At 34.2% G+C, this 21,858-nt stretch carries 20 protein-coding genes; 14 read left to right on the plus strand and 6 right to left on the minus strand.

Going from position 1 to position 21,858, the window contains the following annotated elements:
- Positions 1-378: 378 nt before the first annotated feature.
- From MT340_RS01845 to MT340_RS01855, 3 genes are read right to left on the minus strand one after another with little or no spacing between them, the layout of a single operon-like run.
- Entirely contained in the window at positions 379-1,383 is a 1,005-nt protein-coding gene (locus MT340_RS01845) for an amidohydrolase family protein (RefSeq protein ID WP_243588526.1), read from the minus strand.
- Between the two features lie 41 nt (positions 1,384-1,424).
- The gene (locus MT340_RS01850) at positions 1,425-2,129 is read right to left on the minus strand and encodes an SDR family NAD(P)-dependent oxidoreductase (protein WP_243588527.1); all 705 of its coding nucleotides are present in this window, start codon (positions 2,127-2,129) and stop codon (positions 1,425-1,427) included.
- A gap of 3 nt (positions 2,130-2,132) precedes the next feature.
- The gene (locus tag MT340_RS01855) at positions 2,133-2,690 is read right to left on the minus strand and encodes a TetR/AcrR family transcriptional regulator (protein WP_243588528.1); all 558 of its coding nucleotides are present in this window, start codon (positions 2,688-2,690) and stop codon (positions 2,133-2,135) included.
- Between the two features lie 130 nt (positions 2,691-2,820).
- Here MT340_RS01855 and MT340_RS01860 point away from each other — a divergent pair, with 130 nt between their 5' ends.
- Genes MT340_RS01860 through MT340_RS01870 form a run of 3 tightly spaced genes read left to right on the plus strand, consistent with a single transcriptional unit; the run spans position 2,821 to position 4,353 of the window.
- Complete coding sequence (locus tag MT340_RS01860) at positions 2,821-3,120, plus strand: DUF2316 family protein (protein WP_243588529.1); 300 nt, start codon at positions 2,821-2,823, stop codon at positions 3,118-3,120.
- Between the two features lie 12 nt (positions 3,121-3,132).
- Entirely contained in the window at positions 3,133-3,951 is an 819-nt protein-coding gene (locus MT340_RS01865; RefSeq protein ID WP_243588530.1) for an NmrA/HSCARG family protein, read from the plus strand.
- 24 nt (positions 3,952-3,975) lie between these two features.
- The gene (locus MT340_RS01870) at positions 3,976-4,353 is read left to right on the plus strand and encodes a VOC family protein (protein ID WP_243588531.1); all 378 of its coding nucleotides are present in this window, start codon (positions 3,976-3,978) and stop codon (positions 4,351-4,353) included.
- Positions 4,354-4,992: 639 nt separating this feature from the next.
- On the opposite strand, the gene MT340_RS01875 is transcribed toward MT340_RS01870, so the two are convergent.
- The 3 genes from MT340_RS01875 to MT340_RS01885 all read right to left on the minus strand — a co-directional run bounded on the left by MT340_RS01875 (position 4,993) and on the right by MT340_RS01885 (position 6,957).
- Positions 4,993-5,229 (minus strand): DUF896 domain-containing protein, encoded by a 237-nt coding sequence (locus MT340_RS01875; RefSeq protein ID WP_243588532.1) that lies wholly within the window; start codon positions 5,227-5,229, stop codon positions 4,993-4,995.
- Positions 5,230-5,240: 11 nt separating this feature from the next.
- Entirely contained in the window at positions 5,241-6,185 is a 945-nt protein-coding gene (locus MT340_RS01880; protein ID WP_243588533.1) for an LLM class oxidoreductase, read from the minus strand.
- 205 nt (positions 6,186-6,390) lie between these two features.
- Complete coding sequence (locus MT340_RS01885; protein WP_243588534.1) at positions 6,391-6,957, minus strand: TetR/AcrR family transcriptional regulator; 567 nt, start codon at positions 6,955-6,957, stop codon at positions 6,391-6,393.
- 277 nt (positions 6,958-7,234) lie between these two features.
- Here MT340_RS01885 and MT340_RS01890 point away from each other — a divergent pair, with 277 nt between their 5' ends.
- The 11 genes from MT340_RS01890 to MT340_RS01940 all read left to right on the plus strand — a co-directional run bounded on the left by MT340_RS01890 (position 7,235) and on the right by MT340_RS01940 (position 21,854).
- Entirely contained in the window at positions 7,235-8,638 is a 1,404-nt protein-coding gene (locus MT340_RS01890) for an amino acid permease (protein WP_243588535.1), read from the plus strand.
- A gap of 249 nt (positions 8,639-8,887) precedes the next feature.
- Positions 8,888-9,946, plus strand: a complete 1,059-nt coding sequence (locus MT340_RS01895) for a PTS sugar transporter subunit IIC (protein WP_243588536.1) — start codon at positions 8,888-8,890, stop codon at positions 9,944-9,946.
- Between the two features lie 164 nt (positions 9,947-10,110).
- Positions 10,111-11,535 (plus strand): phosphate--AMP phosphotransferase, encoded by a 1,425-nt coding sequence (locus MT340_RS01900; RefSeq protein ID WP_243603524.1) that lies wholly within the window; start codon positions 10,111-10,113, stop codon positions 11,533-11,535.
- 453 nt (positions 11,536-11,988) lie between these two features.
- Positions 11,989-12,747 (plus strand): transglycosylase SLT domain-containing protein, encoded by a 759-nt coding sequence (locus MT340_RS01905; protein WP_243588538.1) that lies wholly within the window; start codon positions 11,989-11,991, stop codon positions 12,745-12,747.
- Between the two features lie 213 nt (positions 12,748-12,960).
- Positions 12,961-14,763: an acyltransferase family protein gene (locus MT340_RS01910; protein ID WP_243603525.1), complete on the plus strand. Its 1,803-nt coding sequence runs from the start codon at positions 12,961-12,963 to the stop codon at positions 14,761-14,763.
- Positions 14,764-15,049: 286 nt separating this feature from the next.
- Complete coding sequence (locus MT340_RS01915) at positions 15,050-15,442, plus strand: glycosyl-4,4'-diaponeurosporenoate acyltransferase CrtO family protein (RefSeq protein WP_284120865.1); 393 nt, start codon at positions 15,050-15,052, stop codon at positions 15,440-15,442.
- Entirely contained in the window at positions 15,435-16,934 is a 1,500-nt protein-coding gene (locus MT340_RS01920) for a phytoene desaturase family protein (protein ID WP_243588539.1), read from the plus strand. Before MT340_RS01915 ends, MT340_RS01920 begins: the two co-directional genes overlap by 8 nt.
- 20 nt (positions 16,935-16,954) lie before the next feature.
- Positions 16,955-18,085 carry a glycosyltransferase family 2 protein gene (locus tag MT340_RS01925; RefSeq protein WP_243588540.1) on the plus strand — a complete coding sequence of 377 codons (1,131 nt, stop codon included), beginning with the start codon at positions 16,955-16,957 and terminating at the stop codon, positions 18,083-18,085.
- Between the two features lie 21 nt (positions 18,086-18,106).
- On the plus strand, positions 18,107-18,970 hold the full coding sequence (locus tag MT340_RS01930; RefSeq protein WP_243588541.1) for a phytoene/squalene synthase family protein: 864 nt from the start codon (positions 18,107-18,109) through the stop codon (positions 18,968-18,970).
- An 11-nt stretch (positions 18,971-18,981) separates the two neighbouring features.
- Complete coding sequence (locus MT340_RS01935) at positions 18,982-20,487, plus strand: phytoene desaturase family protein (RefSeq protein ID WP_243588542.1); 1,506 nt, start codon at positions 18,982-18,984, stop codon at positions 20,485-20,487.
- 206 nt (positions 20,488-20,693) lie between these two features.
- Complete coding sequence (locus tag MT340_RS01940; protein WP_243588543.1) at positions 20,694-21,854, plus strand: aminotransferase class I/II-fold pyridoxal phosphate-dependent enzyme; 1,161 nt, start codon at positions 20,694-20,696, stop codon at positions 21,852-21,854.
- Positions 21,855-21,858: the final 4 nt, after the last annotated feature.

Genomic DNA, 21,858 nt, shown 5'->3' on the forward strand with positions numbered 1-21,858 from the left:
AACCTCCGATTAATGTATATTTTTTAAATAGTTCTAAGATAGAGAGTCACTCACTTTAGTTGTAAAGAAATTCTTAGATGAACATTTACTCATTCTGTTGTGATGCTTGCCTAGGGTACAGTTTCAGCCAGAAATTCCTCACAAATAAATTTGTGGGAATTTCTAAGGTCTTCTAAAGCAGTTCTTAGATGAAGGTTACTCATTTTGTTGCGACGCTTTCTTGCGGGAAAGGCTTAAGCCTGTAGTCTTAAGCTCTTTCTTTTCCGCCAAGAGTCGCGCAACGTCATTCGTTATTCTTCTTAGAACTACTTACGTAAGTGTGTGAACACTTACGTTCATCAATAACTCATCCCTCAGGCGTCACTCAACTATACTTCTTTATTTATCTAGGCCTAATAGTTTTGCGCCGTTTTTGTAGCTGATTTTGTCTTGTTCTTCTTCAGTTAAACCTAATTCGCTTAGGAATGTGCCTAATTCTTCTGGTTCCACGTAAGGATAGTCTGCTGAGTAAAGAATTCTATCTACGCCAACTTCTGCTTTTACTAAATCGAATTGTGGTTTAGTTAACATACCACTTGGTGTAATGTAGAAATTATTTTTGAAATAATAACTAATTGGATGTTCTAGGTGATCTGCAAATAAAATACTGTCCATACGTTCTAAGAAGAATGGTACGAATTCACCCCAATGTCCAATAATGACATTTAAGTTTGGATGACGATCAAATACTCCAGATAGAACTAAATGGATAGCGTGGATACCTACGTCAACATGCCAACCGTAACCGAAGCAAGCGAATGTTGTAGCAGTTACATCTGGATAATTTCCTTTATAATATGCTTGGTAAACATCACTTTGTACTGGAGATGGATGTAAATAAATAGGCGCGTTAAGTTCTTCAGCTGCTGCGAATAAATCATCATATTCGTCTTGGTCTAAGAAACCACTTTTAGGATGGCCCATAATTAATGCGCCTTTGAAGTTTAATTCGTTAATGCAACGCTTAAATTCTTCAACAGTTGCTTCAGGTTCATTAATAGGTAATGTAGCGAAACCTACGAAACGGTCTGGATGTTCTTTCACGTATTCTGCTAAAGTATCATTTGCTTTCTTACATAATTCGATAGCGCGTTCGCCTTCTAAGTTAGAAGGGGCGCCGTTACCGTAAGATAATACTTGCATTTCAACATCATGCTCATCCATAAATTTAATACGTTTATCATGATGAGTAATTTCATCTGCATCCGTGAAACCTGATTTTTGCTCTAAGCCATCAAGCATCGTTTTCATAGGTACACCTTTAGGATCAGATGACATATATTTCATTGTTTCTTTTTGAATTTCATCTACAACATAGTGTTCTTCAAAGTTAATACTTTTCATTTGAAAAGCCTCCTAAATATTAATTATTCATAAAGGTTAAATTACCAAGGCATTGTGCCGTTACCATCGATGAATGTACCAGTTGGACCATCTTTATCAATCGTTGCAAGTTTCACAATTGGGATAACACCTTCAGATGCTGGTTTAGAGTTATTGCTGAAATCACCAACTAAATCTGTATTTGTTGAACCTGGGTCTGCAGCGTTGATTTGAATGTGTGGTAAGCCTTTAGAGTATTGCAATGTTAACATTGTCACTGCAGATTTAGATGAACAGTAAGCGAGTGAATTCACTTTAGATTCTTGCGTATCTGGATTAGTTACCATACCAAATGAACCTAAACCACTACTTACGTTTACTACAACAGGTTGTTCTGACTTTTCAAGAAGCGGAACAAATGTATGCATCATTCTTACAATTCCAAAAACGTTTGTGTTATAAACTTTCTCCACATCTTCAACAGTTAAATCTGTAGGTTTAGCGAAACCACCAGAGATACCCGCATTATTCACTAAAACGTCTAAACGTCCTTCTTTATCTTCAATTGTTTTATAAGCATTTTGAACTGAAGACTCATCCGTAACATCTAGTTGTACAAAGTCAACGCCAAGTTCTTCAGCTGCTTTTTGACCGCGTGCTTCATCACGAGAGCCAATATAAACTTTATGGCCTTGTTCTTTTAATTCTTTCGCAGTTTCAAAGCCTAAACCTTTATTTCCACCAGTAATTAACGTAATTCTTTCCATTATTTATTCTGTCACCTCATTAGGTAAATATAGTTGAATTAAATTATCACGAAATGTTTCATTTGATAATTTCCTTACATTTTTTTGGTATTCAAATGTCGCAGTTGTTAAAGATTTTAAAAGCATGTCTGTTTTGAATATAGACCATGCTTCGTTATCGTAATCATTAAATAAGTCATAATAATATTGATTTAAATTCTTGAAAAAGTTACTTGCTCTGAATAATTCAGCATTATCGTTTCCTTCAATACAAGTAAGTAAATCACTATTATCCGTTTTAAATTGTAAAAATATGTCGAGTGAATGGCTCATAATATCTCTTTTAGAAGTATAGCGTTGTTTAATTTCAAGCATTTGATTCATAATATCGTCAAAGTCGTGTTCAATAATGTGGTAACATAAATCTCCTTTATCTTTAAAATGACGATAAAGAGTGCCCATACCAATATTTAGTTCTTTAGACAATCGATTCATACTTACATTATCTACGCCTTCATCACGAAACAATTCAATCGCTTTATCTTCAATACGTTGCCGATTTTTTAATGCATCTTTGCGCATCATATCACCTCTTTAAAATTCATATTATTGACAAACGGATAATGCTCCGTTTATTATAAAGCGTGTTAATTTATATTTCAAATATTTAAGTTTTGGACATTGAAAAATTTTTAGAAAAGAGTGGATGAAGATGTCATTAAATAAAGAACAAAGACGTGTGACAAGTGAAGAACTCAAAGCGCATTTTCATGAATCAACGTTAAGTTTAGAAAATATTGCTGAAGAGATGAATATTTCTGTGGCAGATGTGGAAAAGGTATTGAACATGGATGCGCCGAATGGCTTCTTTGGAAATAAATTACAAAAATTTATTCATTTAGTTTGGGACATCCGTGACTTAATTAATAATGATATAAAAATGAATGGTGATACACCTAAAGAATATACGTATCTAAAAGGTGAAAAAGAAGATTATTGGTTTTTACAATAGGAGAGAGAAGTAATGGATAAAAGTATTTTAGTTATTGGTGCTACAGGTAAACAAGGCAATGCAGTAGTTAAAGAATTATTAGAAGATGGATGGAAAGTACGTGCTTTTACACGAAATAAAAATAATGACAAATTAACGTCTATTGATAATGAAAAATTAGAAATCTTCGAAGGTGACTTAAGTAATGAAGAGAGTCTAACACAAGCAATGGATGGTCAATACGGTGTTTATAGTGTTCAACCTATCATAGTGGATAATGTAGAAGAGGAATTACGTCAAGGTAAAATGATTATTCATACAGCAGAACAACAAGGTGTGGAATACATGGTTTACAGTACAGCAGGTGGCGTGAACCGTGATCGTACAGGCCCTCACTTTGAAGCACTTGCTGAAATTGAGAATGAACTTAAAGTAAGCTCAATAAATTATACAATTATTAAACCATCGTTCTTTATGGATAATTTCTTAAGAATTACAAAAGTTGAAGACGGTGAAATTTATATTCCAGAATTTATTAATCGAGATGTGAAATTTGCGATGATTTCATCTATCGATATTGCTAGAATTGCTGCTAACATTTTCGCGAATACTGAACGTTTTAATTATCAAGCTATCGAAATCGCTTCAGATGAACTTACATTAAATGAAGTAGTAAAAACATTTGCCACAGTTACTGGTAAACCTACTGAAATTAGAGGTTCATTCTCAAGTGGCACTGCTGAACGTGGCTGGCTTGAAGAGAAAGGTTACGTAGTTGACTTCAAGCAAATGGATGATATCAATCCAAATCGCTTAACGCTAGAACAATGGATTAATAAAGTAGGTTTCTAATTTTTTGAAAATGAGGTAATGCATATGATTCAATCAATGTGGTTTAATTTGCACGTCGAAGATTTAGAGCGTAGCGAACAATTTTATAAGAATTTAGGATTTGAAATAAATAAAAATCCAGACATGTTAGATAAAATGGTAGGAATTCAAATAGGCCAAACGATTATTATCTTAATTGAGAATAATCATTTTGAAAAAGTGACCCATGACACGGTAGTTTCACAACCTAATGAAGTGATCATTTCATTAGGAGTTAAAACAAATGATGAAGTAGATGTCCTAATTGAAAAAGTTGTAGAGTCAGGTGGCAAAGTGATAGATGAACCCGGCGTATACCAAGGATATTACGGTGCAACTTTTGCAGATCCAGATGGCCATAAATATAATTTCTTAGCGTGTTAGTTAAATAAATTTTATAAAGTACATCAATTTATATGCCCCCCAAAGTTAGAATGAGATCTAATATTGGGGGGTATTTTTAATAAAAGAAATTATCTTGATCACGTTAATTTACCTTTATATAGATTCATATCAATTATAGAAAAGAACTTAAATGTTTTCGCACTTATTTAAGTAGTCCTAAAATGGATAATGGAACGTAGTTGAGTGCGGGGCCCCAGCACAAAGACTTTCGCATAGAAAGTCTACAAACAAAGCAAGCTGGGGAGAAAGTATGGGAGCAGGTTATCAATGAACGTAAGTGTTCAAACACTTACGTAAGAAGTTCTAAGGTAGATTACGAAGTGTAGTTGTGAAGACTCCTGGTGGAAAAGAAAGAGCCTCAAGACTATAGGCTTGAGCCTTTCCCACCGGAAAGCGTAACAACTTAAACAAGTGAATATCTACCTAAGAACTACTTTACAAGACCGTGGCTCGACCCAGCCCCCTAGGCAAGCGTCTCAACTTAAGTGAGTGGATATCTATCTAAGAACGACTTTATAAGACTACAGGCTAGAACCTTTTCAACAAGAAAATATATACAAAAAGACTATTCTCAAAGTCGAAAACTTTAAGAACAGCCTAAGTCTTAATAATGATATTTTATTTTTCTTCAATATTACCGTATTCTTCTCTTAAGTCATACACTTTATCAGGTGTTACATCTTGGCCAAGGGGGTCTAGAACTTTCATAGTTGAGAAAGTATGAAGTACTTGGCCTCTAATCATACCTAAATATTCTTGTCTTAATTGATGTTGTTCTTGTTTTTCTTCAATACTCAAACTTTCAACTTTTTCTTTATTTGCTAATTGATTAATTCTATCTAGTAATTCTCTCATTATTGTTCCTCCTAATTTGTATGTGGTGGGAAATGTGGCACAATATGCGTGCCCACTTCATCTATAAGTTCTTTTAAATTACGGTCAGTATTTGTAAATCGTAAAATAATATGGTTTGTATTCATTGCTTCGTAAGCTTTTAAAATTTGTAGTAAGTTCTTACGTCCTGTACGATATCCACCTTTAATCACTTTGACCGTCTCGTTCGGATTCTCAGATAAATCTATCATTAATATATTAATAAATGGTTTGAAACGTTTAGTGCCGTGATGCCATGCTTCCACAAGTTTCTTCTGTTCTTGAAAAGGCTGGGCATAAAATAGCCAACCATCCATGTGTTCTTGTATCCATGACAACGATTGCTTAGAATAACCGGTCGCAAACATTGGTATCGTCTTATGCTTAGGCAACACTTGTAAACCAGAATCTTCATATAATTCAAATAGTGAATTGGAAATTTTAGGAGAATGTGAAGCCCAAAGTTGACGTAAAGAATGTATCGACGTTTGGAAACGTTCGATTAAATCTTCTTCATTTACTTTAAAAGCTGGGAATTCAAAAGGACGATCTCCTGTGGCCATACCAAGTAATAAACGTTGATTAGAAAGTAAATCAAGGGAAGCTGCTGATTTGGCCAGATGAATAGGATGACGTAAAGTGGCTACAATACTTCCAGTACTGAGTGCAATCTTTGAGGTAAACGCACTTAAATAAGTTAGAAATACAAATGGGTCATAGTTAGTAGAGACTTGACCTAAATGTGGACTATAAAGTGGATTATCTCTTACAGATAGACTAGTAAATCCTAGACGTTCTGCTTGTTGCGCTAAGACAACTTGCTCTTGAAAATCAATGTGATTCTCTTGTTTATTATCAAATGGTATGGATAAACCTAAAGTTAATTTATGATTCTGAAATGTGCGCTTAAAACCCTCATGTTCATCTATCTCCGACATCGCATTCCCTCCTAACCATTAATATTAAACAACACTTATTATTTAACTAACATGTGTTGTATAGATGTACTATACTCCCGTTTATATTTAAGTGCAACTTACATGCTTATGCAATGTGTTGTTTAGACAACAGTTAATCATTTATGTTGGATAGTTTGGATGTGCCTTTTCAAAAAATAAAGATCGAAGCTAGAGCGCTTTGATCCTAAAGGTGCGTAATATGATGTATAAGGAATGGTAGGTTCTTCTCGATAAATGCTTCGGCAGTGAGTGTACTAGTGTCGAGCCAATGTCTACCGAGACCACATATACCGGCTGCGAGAAAGCTCGCGCTGTTAACTAAGATGTCGATGTCTTGGTCGGGATAGCTGTTACGAAGCATGATAGTGAAAATATCTTCTAATTCATTGTTGATACGTTTATGAGCTTGATTACAAAATGTTTCGCTATTCTTCTTGCACGACTCCTGAACTTCTGACATGTAATGCGCAATCGCAATAAAGACTTCGGAAATGACGGCTTCGTTAATCATTTCTGAAATAGTTAAGGTGTCATTCAAATCTTTCAGTATAGTGACCGAAAGCGTGTAATCCAAGATATCGTATTTATCTGTGAAATGTGCGTAGAAGGTAGCACGATTGACGGTGGCACGTTCGGTAATGTCTTTCACCGTGATTTGAGCCATATCTTTTTCACGCGACACTTCTTGAAAGGCTTCTACAAGTAACTTTTTCGTTCTAATGATACGTGGATCGACTTTTGTAGTAGACATCTATGACACCTCCTTCTTTGAAAATTAAGCTTACATTAAATTATCATTCGAATAGTAGAGGTTGTCAAAAAGTAAGATTTAACAAAAAAATATAAAAGTTTTAAAAATACTTTGATTTTTCAGATAAATTAAAGTATATTATTTAACAAAGAAGTATAAATATTCAAAAAGTTACTTGTTACTCAGCATTTTAAAAAACAAAGGGGTATGTTGTTTAACTGTACATCTAGAATTTATCAAACTGAATAGCTTACTCCATAGGATGGAGAAGAAGACTATGGAAGATAAACTACAAAGAGGATTGTCTAATAGGCATATTCAATTAATTGCAATCGGCGGTGCAATAGGGACAGGGTTATTTTTAGGGGCAGGTCAATCGATTCACTTAGCTGGACCATCGATTTTATTAACCTATATTATTGTAGGTTTAGTATTATTCTTATTCATGAGAGCAATGGGAGAGATGCTTCTTTCGAATTTAGGATTTAAATCATTTGCTGATATTGCGCATACGTACATCGGACCGTTAGCAGGATTTATTGTGGGGTGGACGTACTGGTTTACATGGATCGTAGCAGGTATGGCAGAGGTAACAGCAGTTGCGAAGTATGTGAATTTCTGGTGGCCGACTATTCCAAGTTGGTTAACGGCTTTATTTACAGTATTAGTATTGATGGCTTTAAATTTAATGAGCGCTAAAATATTTGGGGAATTGGAGTTTTGGTTCGCATTGATTAAAGTAACGACAATTATCGCATTAATCGTAGTAGGGATTGTCATGATTATCATGGGTACACATACCACAAGTGGTACAGCGAAGTTATCTAATATTTGGAGTCATGGTGGTTTCTTCCCACATGGTGCGACAGGATTCTTGCTCTCATTCCAAATGGCTATCTTTTCATTCATAGGAATTGAGTTAATTGGCATTACGGCTGGTGAAACAAAAAATCCTCATAAAACCATTCCACAAGCAATTAATAATGTACCTTACAGAATTCTTATCTTTTATGTAGGTTCATTGGCGGTCGTAATGTCAGTAGTACCTTGGGATAAATTAAATCCTGCTGACAGCCCATATGTAACATTGTTTGGCTTAGTAGGGATTCCATTTGCGGCTGGCGTGATTAACTTTGTTGTATTAACCGCTGCAGCATCTGCATGTAATAGTGGTATCTTTGCAGACAGTAGAACAATGTATGGTTTAGCGGCACGTAAACAGGCACCACCATTTTTACAAAAAACTAATAAACACGGCGTACCATATTACTCAATTTTAATCACATGTGGCTTATTACTTATCGCCGTAGTATTAAACTACGTTATTCCAAATGCCACTGAAGTATTCGTTTATATCACAACAGTTTCTACCGTGCTTAACATCATCATTTGGACAATTATTATGATTGCTTATCTCGGTTTCTTGAAAAATAAACCAGAATTACACGCACAAAGTAAATTTAGATTACCAGGTGGTAAAGTAAGTGCATATCTTATTCTAACGTTCTTCGTCTTTATTTTTATCGTCCTTGCACTAGATAAAGATATCAGAATTGGTGTGTTAGTCGCGCCGGCATGGTTAGCATTATTATGCTTAATGTTCTTACGTTATAAAAAAGAGAAACGTAAAGAAGGCATTGATTTAGATGAACGTTCTAAAGACCAGGCGATTAGAGACTAGATAAGGGGAAAAATAGTCTGGGAAATAATGTTGACGCATTTTTACTATTATAATAGTAGAAATGCGTTTTTTGTGATTAAATTGTACTATTTAATGAAAATTATTAAATAAATATTCTGAAAATTTAGATATTATGTTATAGTAAGATGCATCATCACTTATTTGTCTAAGAAAGCTAATAAATAAAGTAATCTTGGCAATCAATTAATACTAATTTAAGCGTGTATCAACATCATAGGAGGTTTCGATATGACAACAGAGCTTAAAAATATAGGAGTTAAAGATTTTACGTTTAGGGTGCTTACCGGAGTAGCGATTGGAATCGTTGTAGGTTTAGTGCCTAATGCCATTTTAGGTGAAATCTTTAAAGCACTTATGCATCATCACCCGGTATTTGCGACTTTTCTTCATGTCGTGCAAGCCATGCAATTTACGGTGCCAGCGTTAATTGGAGCACTTATTGCTTTGAAATTTGAAATGACACCACTTGCTATCGCTGTTGTAGCATGTGCATCATATGTGGGAAGTGGCGCTGCTCAATTTAAGAATGGCGCTTGGATTATCGCAGGTATCGGTGACTTAATCAATACGATGATTACTGCTGCGATTGCAGTGTTATTAATCTTATTAATTGAAAAGCGCGTGGGCAGTATGGCGTTAATTGTTTACCCAACTGTAGTGGGTGGATTATCCGCAACCATTGGTGTGTTAATCTTACCGTATGTTCACATGATTACAACTGGTATCGGAAATATGGTCAATAGCTTCACTGAATTACAACCAGTATTGATGTGTATGCTCATTTCAATGGTATTTAGCTTCATTATTATTTCACCATTATCAACGGTAGCTATAGCGATTGCCATTGGTATTACAGGATTAGCTGCTGGATCAGCTTCAATTGGAATTTCAGCTACTGAAGCAGTATTGCTAATTGGTACAAGCCAAGTGAATCGTGTAGCCGTACCAATATCTATCTTCTTCGGTGGAGTGAAAATGATGATGCCTAACATGGTCAAATATCCAATTATTATGTTACCTATTTTAATTACGGCAGCCGTTTCAGGTATCGCCGGAAGTTTAATCGGTATTGCCGGTACAAAAGAATCAGCAGGGTTTGGTTTCATCGGTATGATTGGACCAATTAGTGCATTTAAATTTTTACATGTAGATTCAGCGATGATGAGTATTATTTTAATTGTTTTAGGATTCTTCGTTGTTCCATTATTAACTGCGTTTATTTTAGATATTGTATTACGCAAAGTTTTAAAATTATATACTAACGATATTTATAAATTTATGGGTTAAGACTGTAAATTTTTGAAATAATTTTTTTAAGAGGAATTGATAATCACGTCTCTGGGACTAATTATTAATTCCTTATTTTTTGAAAAATAAATTTATAAAATAGCTTATGAGTAAATAGTGTTACAATAAAATAAATAGTGATTAAACAAAAGGATGGATGTCATATGGCTAATAAAATCGAAACATTAGCGCTAAGAACAGCAGAGTTAACGAGACAAACACATGAATTAGGCATTCCGGTCATGATTTTATTTGAAGGGGTTTCGGCATCAGGTAAAACGCGTTTATCAAATGAATTATTATTAAACTTTGACGCGAAATATACGCGCTTTATTGCAACGCAATCACCTCAACCTGATGATTTAAGATATCAATTTTTACAAAAATACTGGAATACGCTACCTGCAAAAGGTGATATTAATATTTATTTTCGCAGTTGGTATTCACATTATTTAGATTATCGTGAAAATGAAATTAAACATAATAGATATAAAAATTATGAGGTTTTGAAGGAACAAATTGCTTCTTTTGAAAAAATGTTAAAAAAAGATAATTATGAAATCATTAAATTCTTCATTGAAATTAATGAAGAGAAACGTCAAGAGCACATTAAACAAACTAAAGAGAACCCTTTAATGCGTTGGAAAGTGCAAGAATATAGTAATGTGTTGTCATCAGAAATATATTTGGAGGACATGCATCAATTTATTAAAAATGATAAACAATGGAAGATTATTGACTATACGGAACGTCAAAATGCGATTGAAAAAATGTATCATCATATTATTGAACGTTTGGAAAAAGCGATTGACAAACACCAAAAACGAGAACAGCAAGTGGATGGCAAGTTTACGGCTAACTTTACAACGGATTTATTCAATATAGATGTAGACAAAGTGTCTAAAAATGACTATAAAACCTTAATTAATGAACTACAAAAACGTATGAGAGAAATTCAATTTGCCTTATATGAGAGAAAGATTCCACTTATTTTAGTGTTTGAAGGTATGGATGCAGCAGGTAAAGGTGGCAATATCAAACGTATTAGAGAAAAACTGGATCCTACGGGTTATAAAGTAAATGGAATCAGTGCGCCAACAGATGTGGAACTCAAACATCATTACTTATGGCGTTTTGCGAAAGATATGCCACGAAGTGGACACATTGAATTATTTGATCGCAGTTGGTATGGTCGCGTGCTCGTTGAACGAATTGAAGGCTTTGCGACTACAAATGAATGGCAACGCGCATATGATGAAATTAATTCTTTTGAAAAAATGTGGACAGACGAAGGGGCAATTATTTTAAAATTCTTCCTTACATTAGATAAGGAAGAACAATTGAAACGTTTCAAAGATCGTGAACAAAATGTAGACAAACAATGGAAAATCACAGATGAAGATTGGCGTAATCGTGAGAAATGGGATGTATATGTAGAAGCAAGCCATGATATGATTGAAAAAACGAATACATCTTATGCGCCATGGCTAGTTGTGCCAGCTGATCATAAAAAAACGTCACGTATAGAAATTTTAAAATACATTATTCGTAAATGTGAAAAAGTATTATGGGGCGTTAAAGATTATTAAAATGATGAATTGACTTTATTGATTTATCATTGCAAATCACTTCAAGAGACTATTTTATAGAATAGTTTCTTGATTTTTTTGTTTAAAATAGAAAAAACCTATGCGAAATTAAATGTAAGAAATATTACAAATATGTAACAAAGCAATATTTTGTAATATAAAGTATTGTGTAAAACGATTGTAAAATTCTTAAAAAGCTAATGTAAATCCCAATTTGACGGTGAAAAATAAAATACAAGAGATGAAATTGTATTGTTACAACACACTTCAGCAATATTTCAATATTACAAAATAAAATCTTTATTGTAATTTTTTGTAAGGTGAGCGTAATATTATAAGGTTTTTTTTGTGTTATAGTAGCAATTGTCAAAAGTTAAACAAAGAAACAAAGCAATAAACACTTAAAGAAATTAACACTCGAAAATAAAACAAATTTATGGAGGAATTATTTTTATGAAAAAGACAGTTATGGCTTCATCATTAGCAGTAGCATTAGGAGTAACAGGTTATGCATTAACTACAGATCACAGTGCACACGCATCTGAACAAACTTCAAACTATGCACAATTAGCTAACTTAGCTCAAAACAACCCATCTGAATTAAACGCTCACCCAGTACAATCTGGTGCTTACAATATCTCATTCGTTAAAGATGGTTTCAAATACAACTTCACTTCAAATGGTTCAACTTGGTCTTGGAACTACTATTATACTGGTGCTGCTGACACAGCTGCAGCTCAAACAGCTTCAACTACACAAGCTGCTCAACCAGCTCAACAATCTCAAGCAACTGATTACTCAGCATCTTACAACCAAGGTTCAAACCAATCAGTAAGTTCAAATCAACAAGCTAGCAACTCTAACGTTAAATCAGTATCTGCTCCAACAAATAACACAACTAACTACAGTGCTCAAACAACTTCATATTCAGCACCATCTAGCTCAGTAAGATTAGGTAATGGTAACACTGCTGGATCAACTGGTTCTTATGCAGCACAACAAATGGCATCTCGTACAGGCGTTTCAGCTTCTACTTGGGAATATATCATTGCAAGAGAATCTAATGGTCAATCAAGCGCACGTAACGCTTCAGGTGCTTCAGGTTTATTCCAAACTATGCCAGGATGGGGTTCAACTGCATCTGTAGATGATCAAATTAACGCTGCATACAAAGCTTACAAAGCTCAAGGTATGAGTGCTTGGGGAATGTAATATAAATACATTTCTTAGTTAAACTTATAATAATTATATTTAAAGGAACTAATGATGAAAGTCATTAGTTCCTTTTTTTTTATCAAATTAAATCGTTGTATGAAATTTTTAAAAAATATTTACATATATAAATATTCATAGTTTGATGTAAATACGTTATTTATTGTGATAAGATAATCAGTGTGCAAAATATTTATACGGGGTGTTATTAACATGGAAGATAATAGATACAAAAGGTTGGATAAATTTAATCAACCCCATTATCTACCTGGCCTAGATGGTTTGAGGGCCATTGCAGTATTAGGTATTATCATTTATCATCTAAATGCTAAATGGTTAACTGGAGGATTTCTAGGAGTAGATACTTTCTTTGTAATCTCTGGTTATTTGATAACAAGTTTATTACTTAGTGAATATTATAGAAATAATACGATTGATTTAATTGGTTTTTGGATTAGAAGGTTAAAGCGACTTATACCTGCAGTTTTATTCTTAATAACTGTTGTATTAATATTCACTCTGATTTTTAAGCCAGAGTTAATCGTAGATATTAAGAAGGATTCTATAGCTGCTATTTTTTATGTGTCCAATTGGTGGTACATTTTTCAAGATGTAGATTACTTTAATCAGTTTTCAGTAGCGCCATTAAAGCATCTTTGGTCACTTGCTATTGAAGAACAATTTTATTTAATTTTCCCTATTGTTTTATTAGGGTGCTTAAAATTATTTAAAAGAAAAATAGTTATTTTAATATTATTTATTGTTTCTATTGTATCTTTATTAGCAATGTTTATTATATATACATATACAGGTAACAGTTCTAGAGTATATTTTGGAACAGATACAAGATTACAAACGTTATTATTAGGTAGTATTTTAGCCTTTATTTGGCCAGCTTTTTCTTTAGAGAAAAGTAAATCTCAAGCAAAGAAAATTGGTATAAGTGCTATTGGAATTATAAGTATTATAGTACTTGTAGTTTTATTCTTTGTGGTTAGTGATCAAGATAAATGGATTTATAGTGGTGGATTTTACATCATTTCATTTTTAACACTATTTATTATTGCTAGTGTTGTACATCCATCAAGTTTATTAGCTAAATTCCTTAGCTTCCCATTATTTATTTATATTGGGAAACGTTCATATAGTTTATATTTATGGCATTTTCCTATAATTGTTTTTCTAAATAGCTATTTTGTTCAAGGGCAAATTCCTTGGTATATATACATTATTGAAATTATATTAATGTATATTATGGCTCAAATTTCGTACAGATTTATTGAAACACCAATTAGGAAAAAAGGTTTCAAAGCCTTTGCAGTTAATCCAATTAAATTCAATAAATTTTTACGTACTATAGTCGTTTTACTTTTAATTATTCCATCATTAGTTATTCTTTTTGGTACGTTTGACAGTTTAGGTAAAGAGCATGATAAGCAACAAGCTAATAAGCAAAAATCATTTAAAACTGAGCATAAACCAAAAAATAACCCAAGTAATAATGAGAATAATAATGGTAAAACAGTCGATGTTAAAAAAATGTCTCCTTTATTACTAGGTGATTCAGTAATGGTAGATATTGGTGAAGTGTTTACTGAAAAAGTTCCTAATGCCAATGTTGATGGTAAAGTAGGACGTCAACTTATTGAAGGTAAGGATATTGTAGACCAGAATTATCAAAATTATACTAAAAAAGGACAAAGCGTAGTTGTTGAATTAGGTACAAATGGTGAGTTTACTAAAGATCAATTAAATGAACTCATTGATAGTTTAGGAAAAGCTGACATTTATTTAATAACTGTAAGAGTGCCAAGAGATTATGAACAAAACAATAATAAACTTATGGAAGAAGCAGCTAAAAAACATAAGAATGTTCATATTGTAGAATGGTATAAAGCATCTGAAGGACATCAAGAATACTTTGCTTATGATGGTATACATCTAGAATATAGTGGTTGTAAAGCGTTAAGCAATGAGATAATTAAGAAAATGAAAGAAGTAAATAGCAAAAAATAAAATATCAATAGCTAACGAGTAAATTTATTAGAGCGAGTGAGAAATCAATTTTAATTAAAATGATTTTTCTCTCGCTCTTTTTATGAATAATGAAAGTAATAATTATAGCCTTTTCTACGCGTTTTATAGTGTGATATTAAGGGAATAACGATAATTAATAATGCTTTGAGGAAATAGATTGATGAAACATATTTTAAAGATTTTTAAGTTGATACTGTTACATAGTGTGTTTTGGAGTTCAACTCAATTGATATTATCTTCTTTATGTATAAAACTCCCTAGTACAATGTTTGAACAATATAGTCGTTTATTTAAATCATTTTCCTGGGAAAAGGAAGGGAAACTATGGAATGACACATTTAAGATTAATAAATGGAAACACTATATTCCTGAAGGTAGTCAGTTAAATCATAATATATTTAATAAAAAATATTTAACTTCATTTCATTCTAATTATATACATACAATGATTTTAGAAATGAGACGTGCAGAGTTTGTACATTGGCTATCCATGATGCCAGTGTTAGTGTTTTATAAAGCGCCTAGATATATTCAAATAATAAATATTTGTTATGTGCTAGTAGCTAATTTACCTATAATAGTGACACAACGCTATCATCGGCCAAGGTTGGAAAAAATATATCAAATAAAATTGGAAAGAGGTGCCCATCGTGACTAAGAAAAAAATAATAGTTATCGGGGGTGGGTTAGGAGGCATTTCAGCTGCTATTCGTTTAGCTCAAAATGGTTTTGAAGTGAATCTTTATGAGAAAAATCATCATATCGGTGGAAAGGTAAATCGACTTGAAGCGCAAGGCTTTGGTTTTGATTTAGGACCTTCTATTTTAACTATGCTCTATATTTTTGAAAATTTATTTAGATATAGCCATAAAAAAATGTCAGACTATGTCACTATTGAGCGTTTGCCCTTACAATGGCGAAGCTTCTTTACTAATGGTGAGGTGATTGATTTATATGAAGATTTAACAGTAATGTCTCAAATGAATCAAAGTTTAAATGATGAGGATATTCAACAATTATATCAATTTTTGCAATATGCTGAAGGGATTCATCGTTTTACTGAAGAAGGTTATTTTGCATTAGGATTAGATACAGTGCATGAAATTATTAAATATCAAGGTCCTTTCAATTCTTTAAAAGGTGTTGATTACTTTTCAACGATGCAAGAAGCAATAAACCGATATATTGATAAACAAGAATTGAGAGATATGTTGGCTTACTTTATTAAATATGTAGGCTCTTCGTCTTATGATGCGCCGGCTGTACTAACGTTGCTTATTCATATGCAATATGAACAGGGTTTATGGTACGTTAAAGGTGGTATTCATCATTTAGCACATGCCTTAGAACAACTTGCTCGAGAAGAAGGCGTAACGATTCACACCGGAATAGATGTCCAAAGTATTGATACATATTTTAATCATGTAACTGGCGTGAGATTAGACAATGGTGAACATGTTAATGCAGATTACATTGTTTCGAATAGAGAAGTGATTCCAACTTATCGAGACTTGTTACACTTTTCAGAGAAAAAGCTAGAAAAACTAGAGCAGTCATTTGAACCTGCAAGTTCAGGGTATGTTATGCATCTAGGCGTGGATAAACAATACTCGCAATTAGCACATCATAATTTCTTCTTCTCAAGCGATTCTAAACGTAATTATCACGAAGTCTTTCATGAAAAGGTCTTGCCACAAGATCCGACAATTTATCTCGTGAATAGTAACAAAACGGATAAAACACAAGCACCTGCAGGTTATGAGAATTTGAAAGTGTTACCGCATATTCCATATATTCAGGATAAACCGTTTACCGAAGAACAATATAGTAAATTTCGCGAACGTGTATTAGATAAATTAGAACGAATGGGCTTAACGGATTTAAGTCAACATATAGTATATGAAGATATATGGACGCCGCACGATATTGAACATCATTATGCTTCGAATAAAGGGGCTATTTATGGTGTCGTCGCGGACCGCAAAAAGAATAAAGGTTTTAAGTTTCCTAAACAAAGCCAGTATTTTGAGAATCTCTACTTTGTAGGCGGTTCAGTCAATCCTGGGGGCGGTATGCCAATGGTGACGCTAAGTGGACAACAGGTTGCTGATAAAATTAATGCTAGAGAACAAGCTGACTTGCAAGAATAAACGGAAGGAGAGAAGCGCTAGTGAAAGTATTAGAACCACTATTGCACGGCTTGATAGGGACGTCTGTATTAAGTGGGTACTTGATGTACAATCGCCGTCATTTACTACATTTTCAAAAAGAAAATACTGCTAGCGTTTCTCAATCTATCAGTATCGTTATTCCTGCAAGAGATGAAGCCAAGCGGTTACCGCATTTACTTAAAAGTTTGAAGCGACAAACGATACAAGCAGAAGTCATCGTAATGGATGATGGGTCGCAAGATGATACGGTTCGAGTTGCGAAAGAATGGGGTGCGAAAGTCTACAGTGTAACTGAGGACGAGAAGAATAAAAGATGGTATGGGAAATCCTTCGCTTGCTATCAAGGTATGAACTATGGAATTACAGATATTGTCATGTTTATAGATGCAGATGTCGTATTATTGGATGACCAAGCTTTAGAGGCTATCTTACAAAGCTATGAGAAACAACAATATCGTGGATTACTAAGCATACAACCTTATCACATCGTTAAAAAGCCCTATGAACAGTTATCGGCTTTATTTAATTTAATGACGATGGTGGGGATGAATCAATTCTCAAGTATTGCCAAGAAGGAACCACAGTCTTTAGCATTTGGGCCTGTGACGGTGATGAATCAAGCGGATTATGCTTTAACACAAGGTCATTACAATGCGCGTAACTATATTATTGAAGGATTCGCATTAGGTGAAGCATTCAAACAACGACAGTTGCCGGTGGCTTGTTATGAAGGTCAAAACTATGTAGGGTTTAGAATGTATGAAGAAGGGCCAAGGAGCTTAATCGAAGGCTGGACCAAACATTTAGCAGTAGGTGCCTCTCAGACACAAGGACGTATTATGACGTTAATAATCATGTGGATGATAGGGAATATGTTGATGCCATTTGCTTTGATAATGAGCTTTTTATCAAAATCTATGTCTTTAAAGCGTATTAGTTTATCCTTTGCCTTAGCTACGCTACAATTTATTCGATTACATAAACGTATTGGATCATTTTCGATTTTATTTTTACTCTTAAATCCAATATTATTCTTAGTATTTATTTTCATTTTTATGAATTCTTATCGTCATATTCATTTTACAAAAACGGTACAATGGAAAGGACGTACTTTTAATATTAATCATTAATGCATAAACAGGGGGCTCTCCATGAGAACTATAGAGGAAAGTTATCAATATTGTCATCAAATTATGAAGGATTATTCAAAAAGTTTTTCATACGCTTTTGATATGTTACCAGAACAACAACGTCAAGCGATTTGGGCTATTTATGCCGTGTGTCGTATTGTTGATGATAGTATCGATATACATCAAGATGTTGAGTATTTACATAAAATTCGTCGTGATGTGCAGTTGATTGAAAATCACGCTAGTATACCTGATACTTTTGAAAGTGATGAACAAATTATGTTGGCCTTTGCTGATACGAGTCAACATTTTCAAATGAATTATCAGGCCCTTTATGACTTGATTGATACTGTGGAAGCGGATCAACACTTCGAAATGTTTGAAACAGATCAAGGGTTATTAGATTACTGCTATGGTGTAGCAGGCACGGTCGGTGTGTTGCTTATTCCAATCTTATCTACGCCACCAACTCAAGAGGCTTACGGTAATGGTAAACAATTAGGTGAAGCACTACAGCTTACAAATATTTTACGTGATGTAGGTGAAGACTATCGTAATGGTCGTATTTACTTTAGTATTGAACGTCTAAATGAATTTGATGTTGACATCGATAAAGAAATTGATCGTCAAACCCCGTCAGATAATTATAAGCGTATATGGGAATTTTATGCCAAGTTAGCTGATGATAACTACGACGCTGTACTTAACAATTTAGAGGTATACAATAAAGAATCACGTATGATTATAGAGCTTGCTGCTGAGGTGTATCGAGGCATTTTAAATGAAGTAAGAAAAGCAGATTATACGCTTGATAAACGCGTCTATGTGTCAACTTGGAAGAAGAATAAAATTTACCGTAGTTTAAAGAAAAAATATAAAGCTTAGGTGGTAATGCTATGAAGATAGCCATTGTTGGCGCAGGGGTAACCGGATTGGCGGCTGCTGCAAGGTTAGCTGCGCATGGACATCAAGTCACCCTATTTGAGAAAAATGAACAAGTGGGCGGACGTATGAGTCAATTCAAAAAAGATGGCTTTACTTTTGATATGGGACCAACGATTGTCATGGTGCCCGATGTATATAAAGCAGTATTTGAAGAAAGTGGTAAACATTACGAAGATTATATAGATATGCGACAGTTAACGCATATCTTTGACATTTATTTCTCTGATAAAGATAAAGTAAGTGTGTCTACCGATTTACCACAACTTAGTCAGGCGCTAGAAGCGATTGAGCCTGGTTCTACACCAGGATTTATGTCGTTTTTAACTGATGTATATAAACGCTATGAAGTTGCACGTAAGTACTTCTTAGAACGCACGTTTCGTAAACCGAGTGAATTTTACAATCCACTCTCATTATATCGTGGCTTAAAATTACATACCTTTAATAAAGCAAACCAACTCATTGATAACTACGTGGCCAATGATAAAATACGTAAACTTTTAGCTTTTCAAACGTTATACATAGGTATTGATCCGAAACAGGGTCCTTCTATCTATTCAATTATTCCGATGATAGAAATGATGCATGGCGTGTATTATATTAAGGGTGGCATGTACAGTTTGGCACAAGGTCTATTAAAGTTAGGTCAAGACCTCGGTGTAGAAGTGCGCTTGAATTCAGATGTGCAAGAAATTATCATCGACCCTAAATTTAAACGCGCAGACGGTTTACGCGTGAATGACGAAATTCACCGTTTCGATAAAGTGCTTTGTACGGCTGATTTCCCATATGCAGCGCAACACTTGATGCCATCACATTCACCACTTAAGAAATATTCTTCTGAAAAGGTAGAAAACATGGACTACTCATGTTCCGCGTTTCTAGTGTATGCCGGCATAAATCGCAATTTACGAGATAAAGTTCACGTACATAACGTTGTCTTTGCCGAAGACTTTAGAGGTAACATTGATGATATATTTAGTGGTAGAATGCCTGAAGATCCATCATTATATCTTTATTTCCCGGCTGTTGAAGATGAGACGTTAGCACCAGAAGGACAAATAGGTATGTATGCCTTAATGCCTGTCCCAGAATTAAAAACAGGAAATATTGATTGGCATGACCCAGCGATAATTGAACGTGCGAAAGAAGTCGTTTATAACAAGATTCAAACGATTGAAGCATTGAAAGATGTGCGAGAAGATGTGGTTTCAGAAACAGTTTTCACGCCGTTAGATTTTGAAAGTCGCTATAATGCTAAATTTGGTACGGCATTTGGTTTAATGCCGACATTGGCACAAAGTAATTATTATCGTCCACCTAATGTATCGAGAGACTATAAAGATTTATATTTTGCAGGCGCGAGTACACATCCAGGTGCTGGCGTGCCGATTGTACTTACAAGCGCGAAGATTACAGCAGAAGCGATGTTAGATGACATCACACGTGGTCGTTAAATTTTTAAATACAAAGAATAATTCAGAAAATTATCAATATTGACAATACTTATCGAACTGATAAAATAAAATTAATTCGATAGAACTTATCTAGAGAAGTGTAAAGATTTAGCTGACGAAGATAAGTGTCATATATAAACTTTTAGCTATATGTCACTTTTAAACAAGAGACATATAGCTTTTTTATATTTAAAAGGGGGATGTAAATGGTAATATCTAAACGATTAGCAGCGATTCCAGAAAGTTACTTTGGTAAAACGATGGGGCGTAGAGTTGAACATGGCCCCCTTCCACTTATTAATATGGCCGTTGGTATTCCAGATGGAGAAACACCTCAAGGTATTGTCGATCATTTTGCAGAGGCTATACGTATTCCAGAGAACCAGAAATATGGGGCTTTCCATGGTAAAGAATCTTTCAAAGAAGCCATCGTTAATTTTTATCAACGACAATACAATGTCACGTTGGATAAAGATGAGGAAGTCTGTATTCTTTATGGTACGAAGAATGGGTTAGTCGCATTACCAACTTGTATCGTTAATCCTGGAGAGAATGTCTTATTGCCTGACCCGGGTTATACAGATTATTTAGCAGGTGTCATGTTGGCAGATGCTAACCCTGTTCCTTTGAATTTAGATCCTCCTGACTATTTGCCTGATTGGGATAAAGTAGACCAAGAGACGTTAGATAAAACTTCATTAATCTATTTAACGTATCCTAACAACCCTACAGGCTCTACGGCGACGAAAGAAGTATTTGATGAAGCAATTCAGAAATTCAAAGGCACACGCACTAAGATTGTTCATGACTTCGCCTACAGTGCTTTTGGATTTGATGCTAAGAATCCGAGTATTCTTGCTTCTGAACATGGCAAAGACGTAGCAATCGAAATCTTTTCATTATCGAAAGGATATAATATGTCAGGCTTTCGTGTAGGATTTGCAGTTGGCAATAAAGATATGATTCAAGCTCTTAAAAAATATCAAACGCATACTAACGCAGGGATGTTCGGTGCCTTACAAGACGCCGCAACCTATGCTTTAAATCATTACGATGATTTTTTAGATCAACAGAATGAAACATTTAAACGTCGTCGTGATACTTTTGAACAACGCTTAAGAGAAGCGAAATTACCATTTGTACACTCCAAAGGTGGAATTTATTCATGGCTTCAAACGCCTCCTGGGTATGACAGTGAAACGTTCGAACACTATTTACTACAAGAACAATCCATTTTAGTAGCCCCAGGCATTCCTTTTGGGGAAAATGGACGCCATTACGTTCGTATATCATTAGCACTTAACGATGATCAATTATCTGAAGCGGCTGATAGACTCGCCTCTTTAGCCTATTTATATCAAGTCTAACAAC

This window comes from Staphylococcus sp. NRL 16/872, from assembly GCF_022815905.2.
GTDB lineage: Bacteria > Bacillota > Bacilli > Staphylococcales > Staphylococcaceae > Staphylococcus.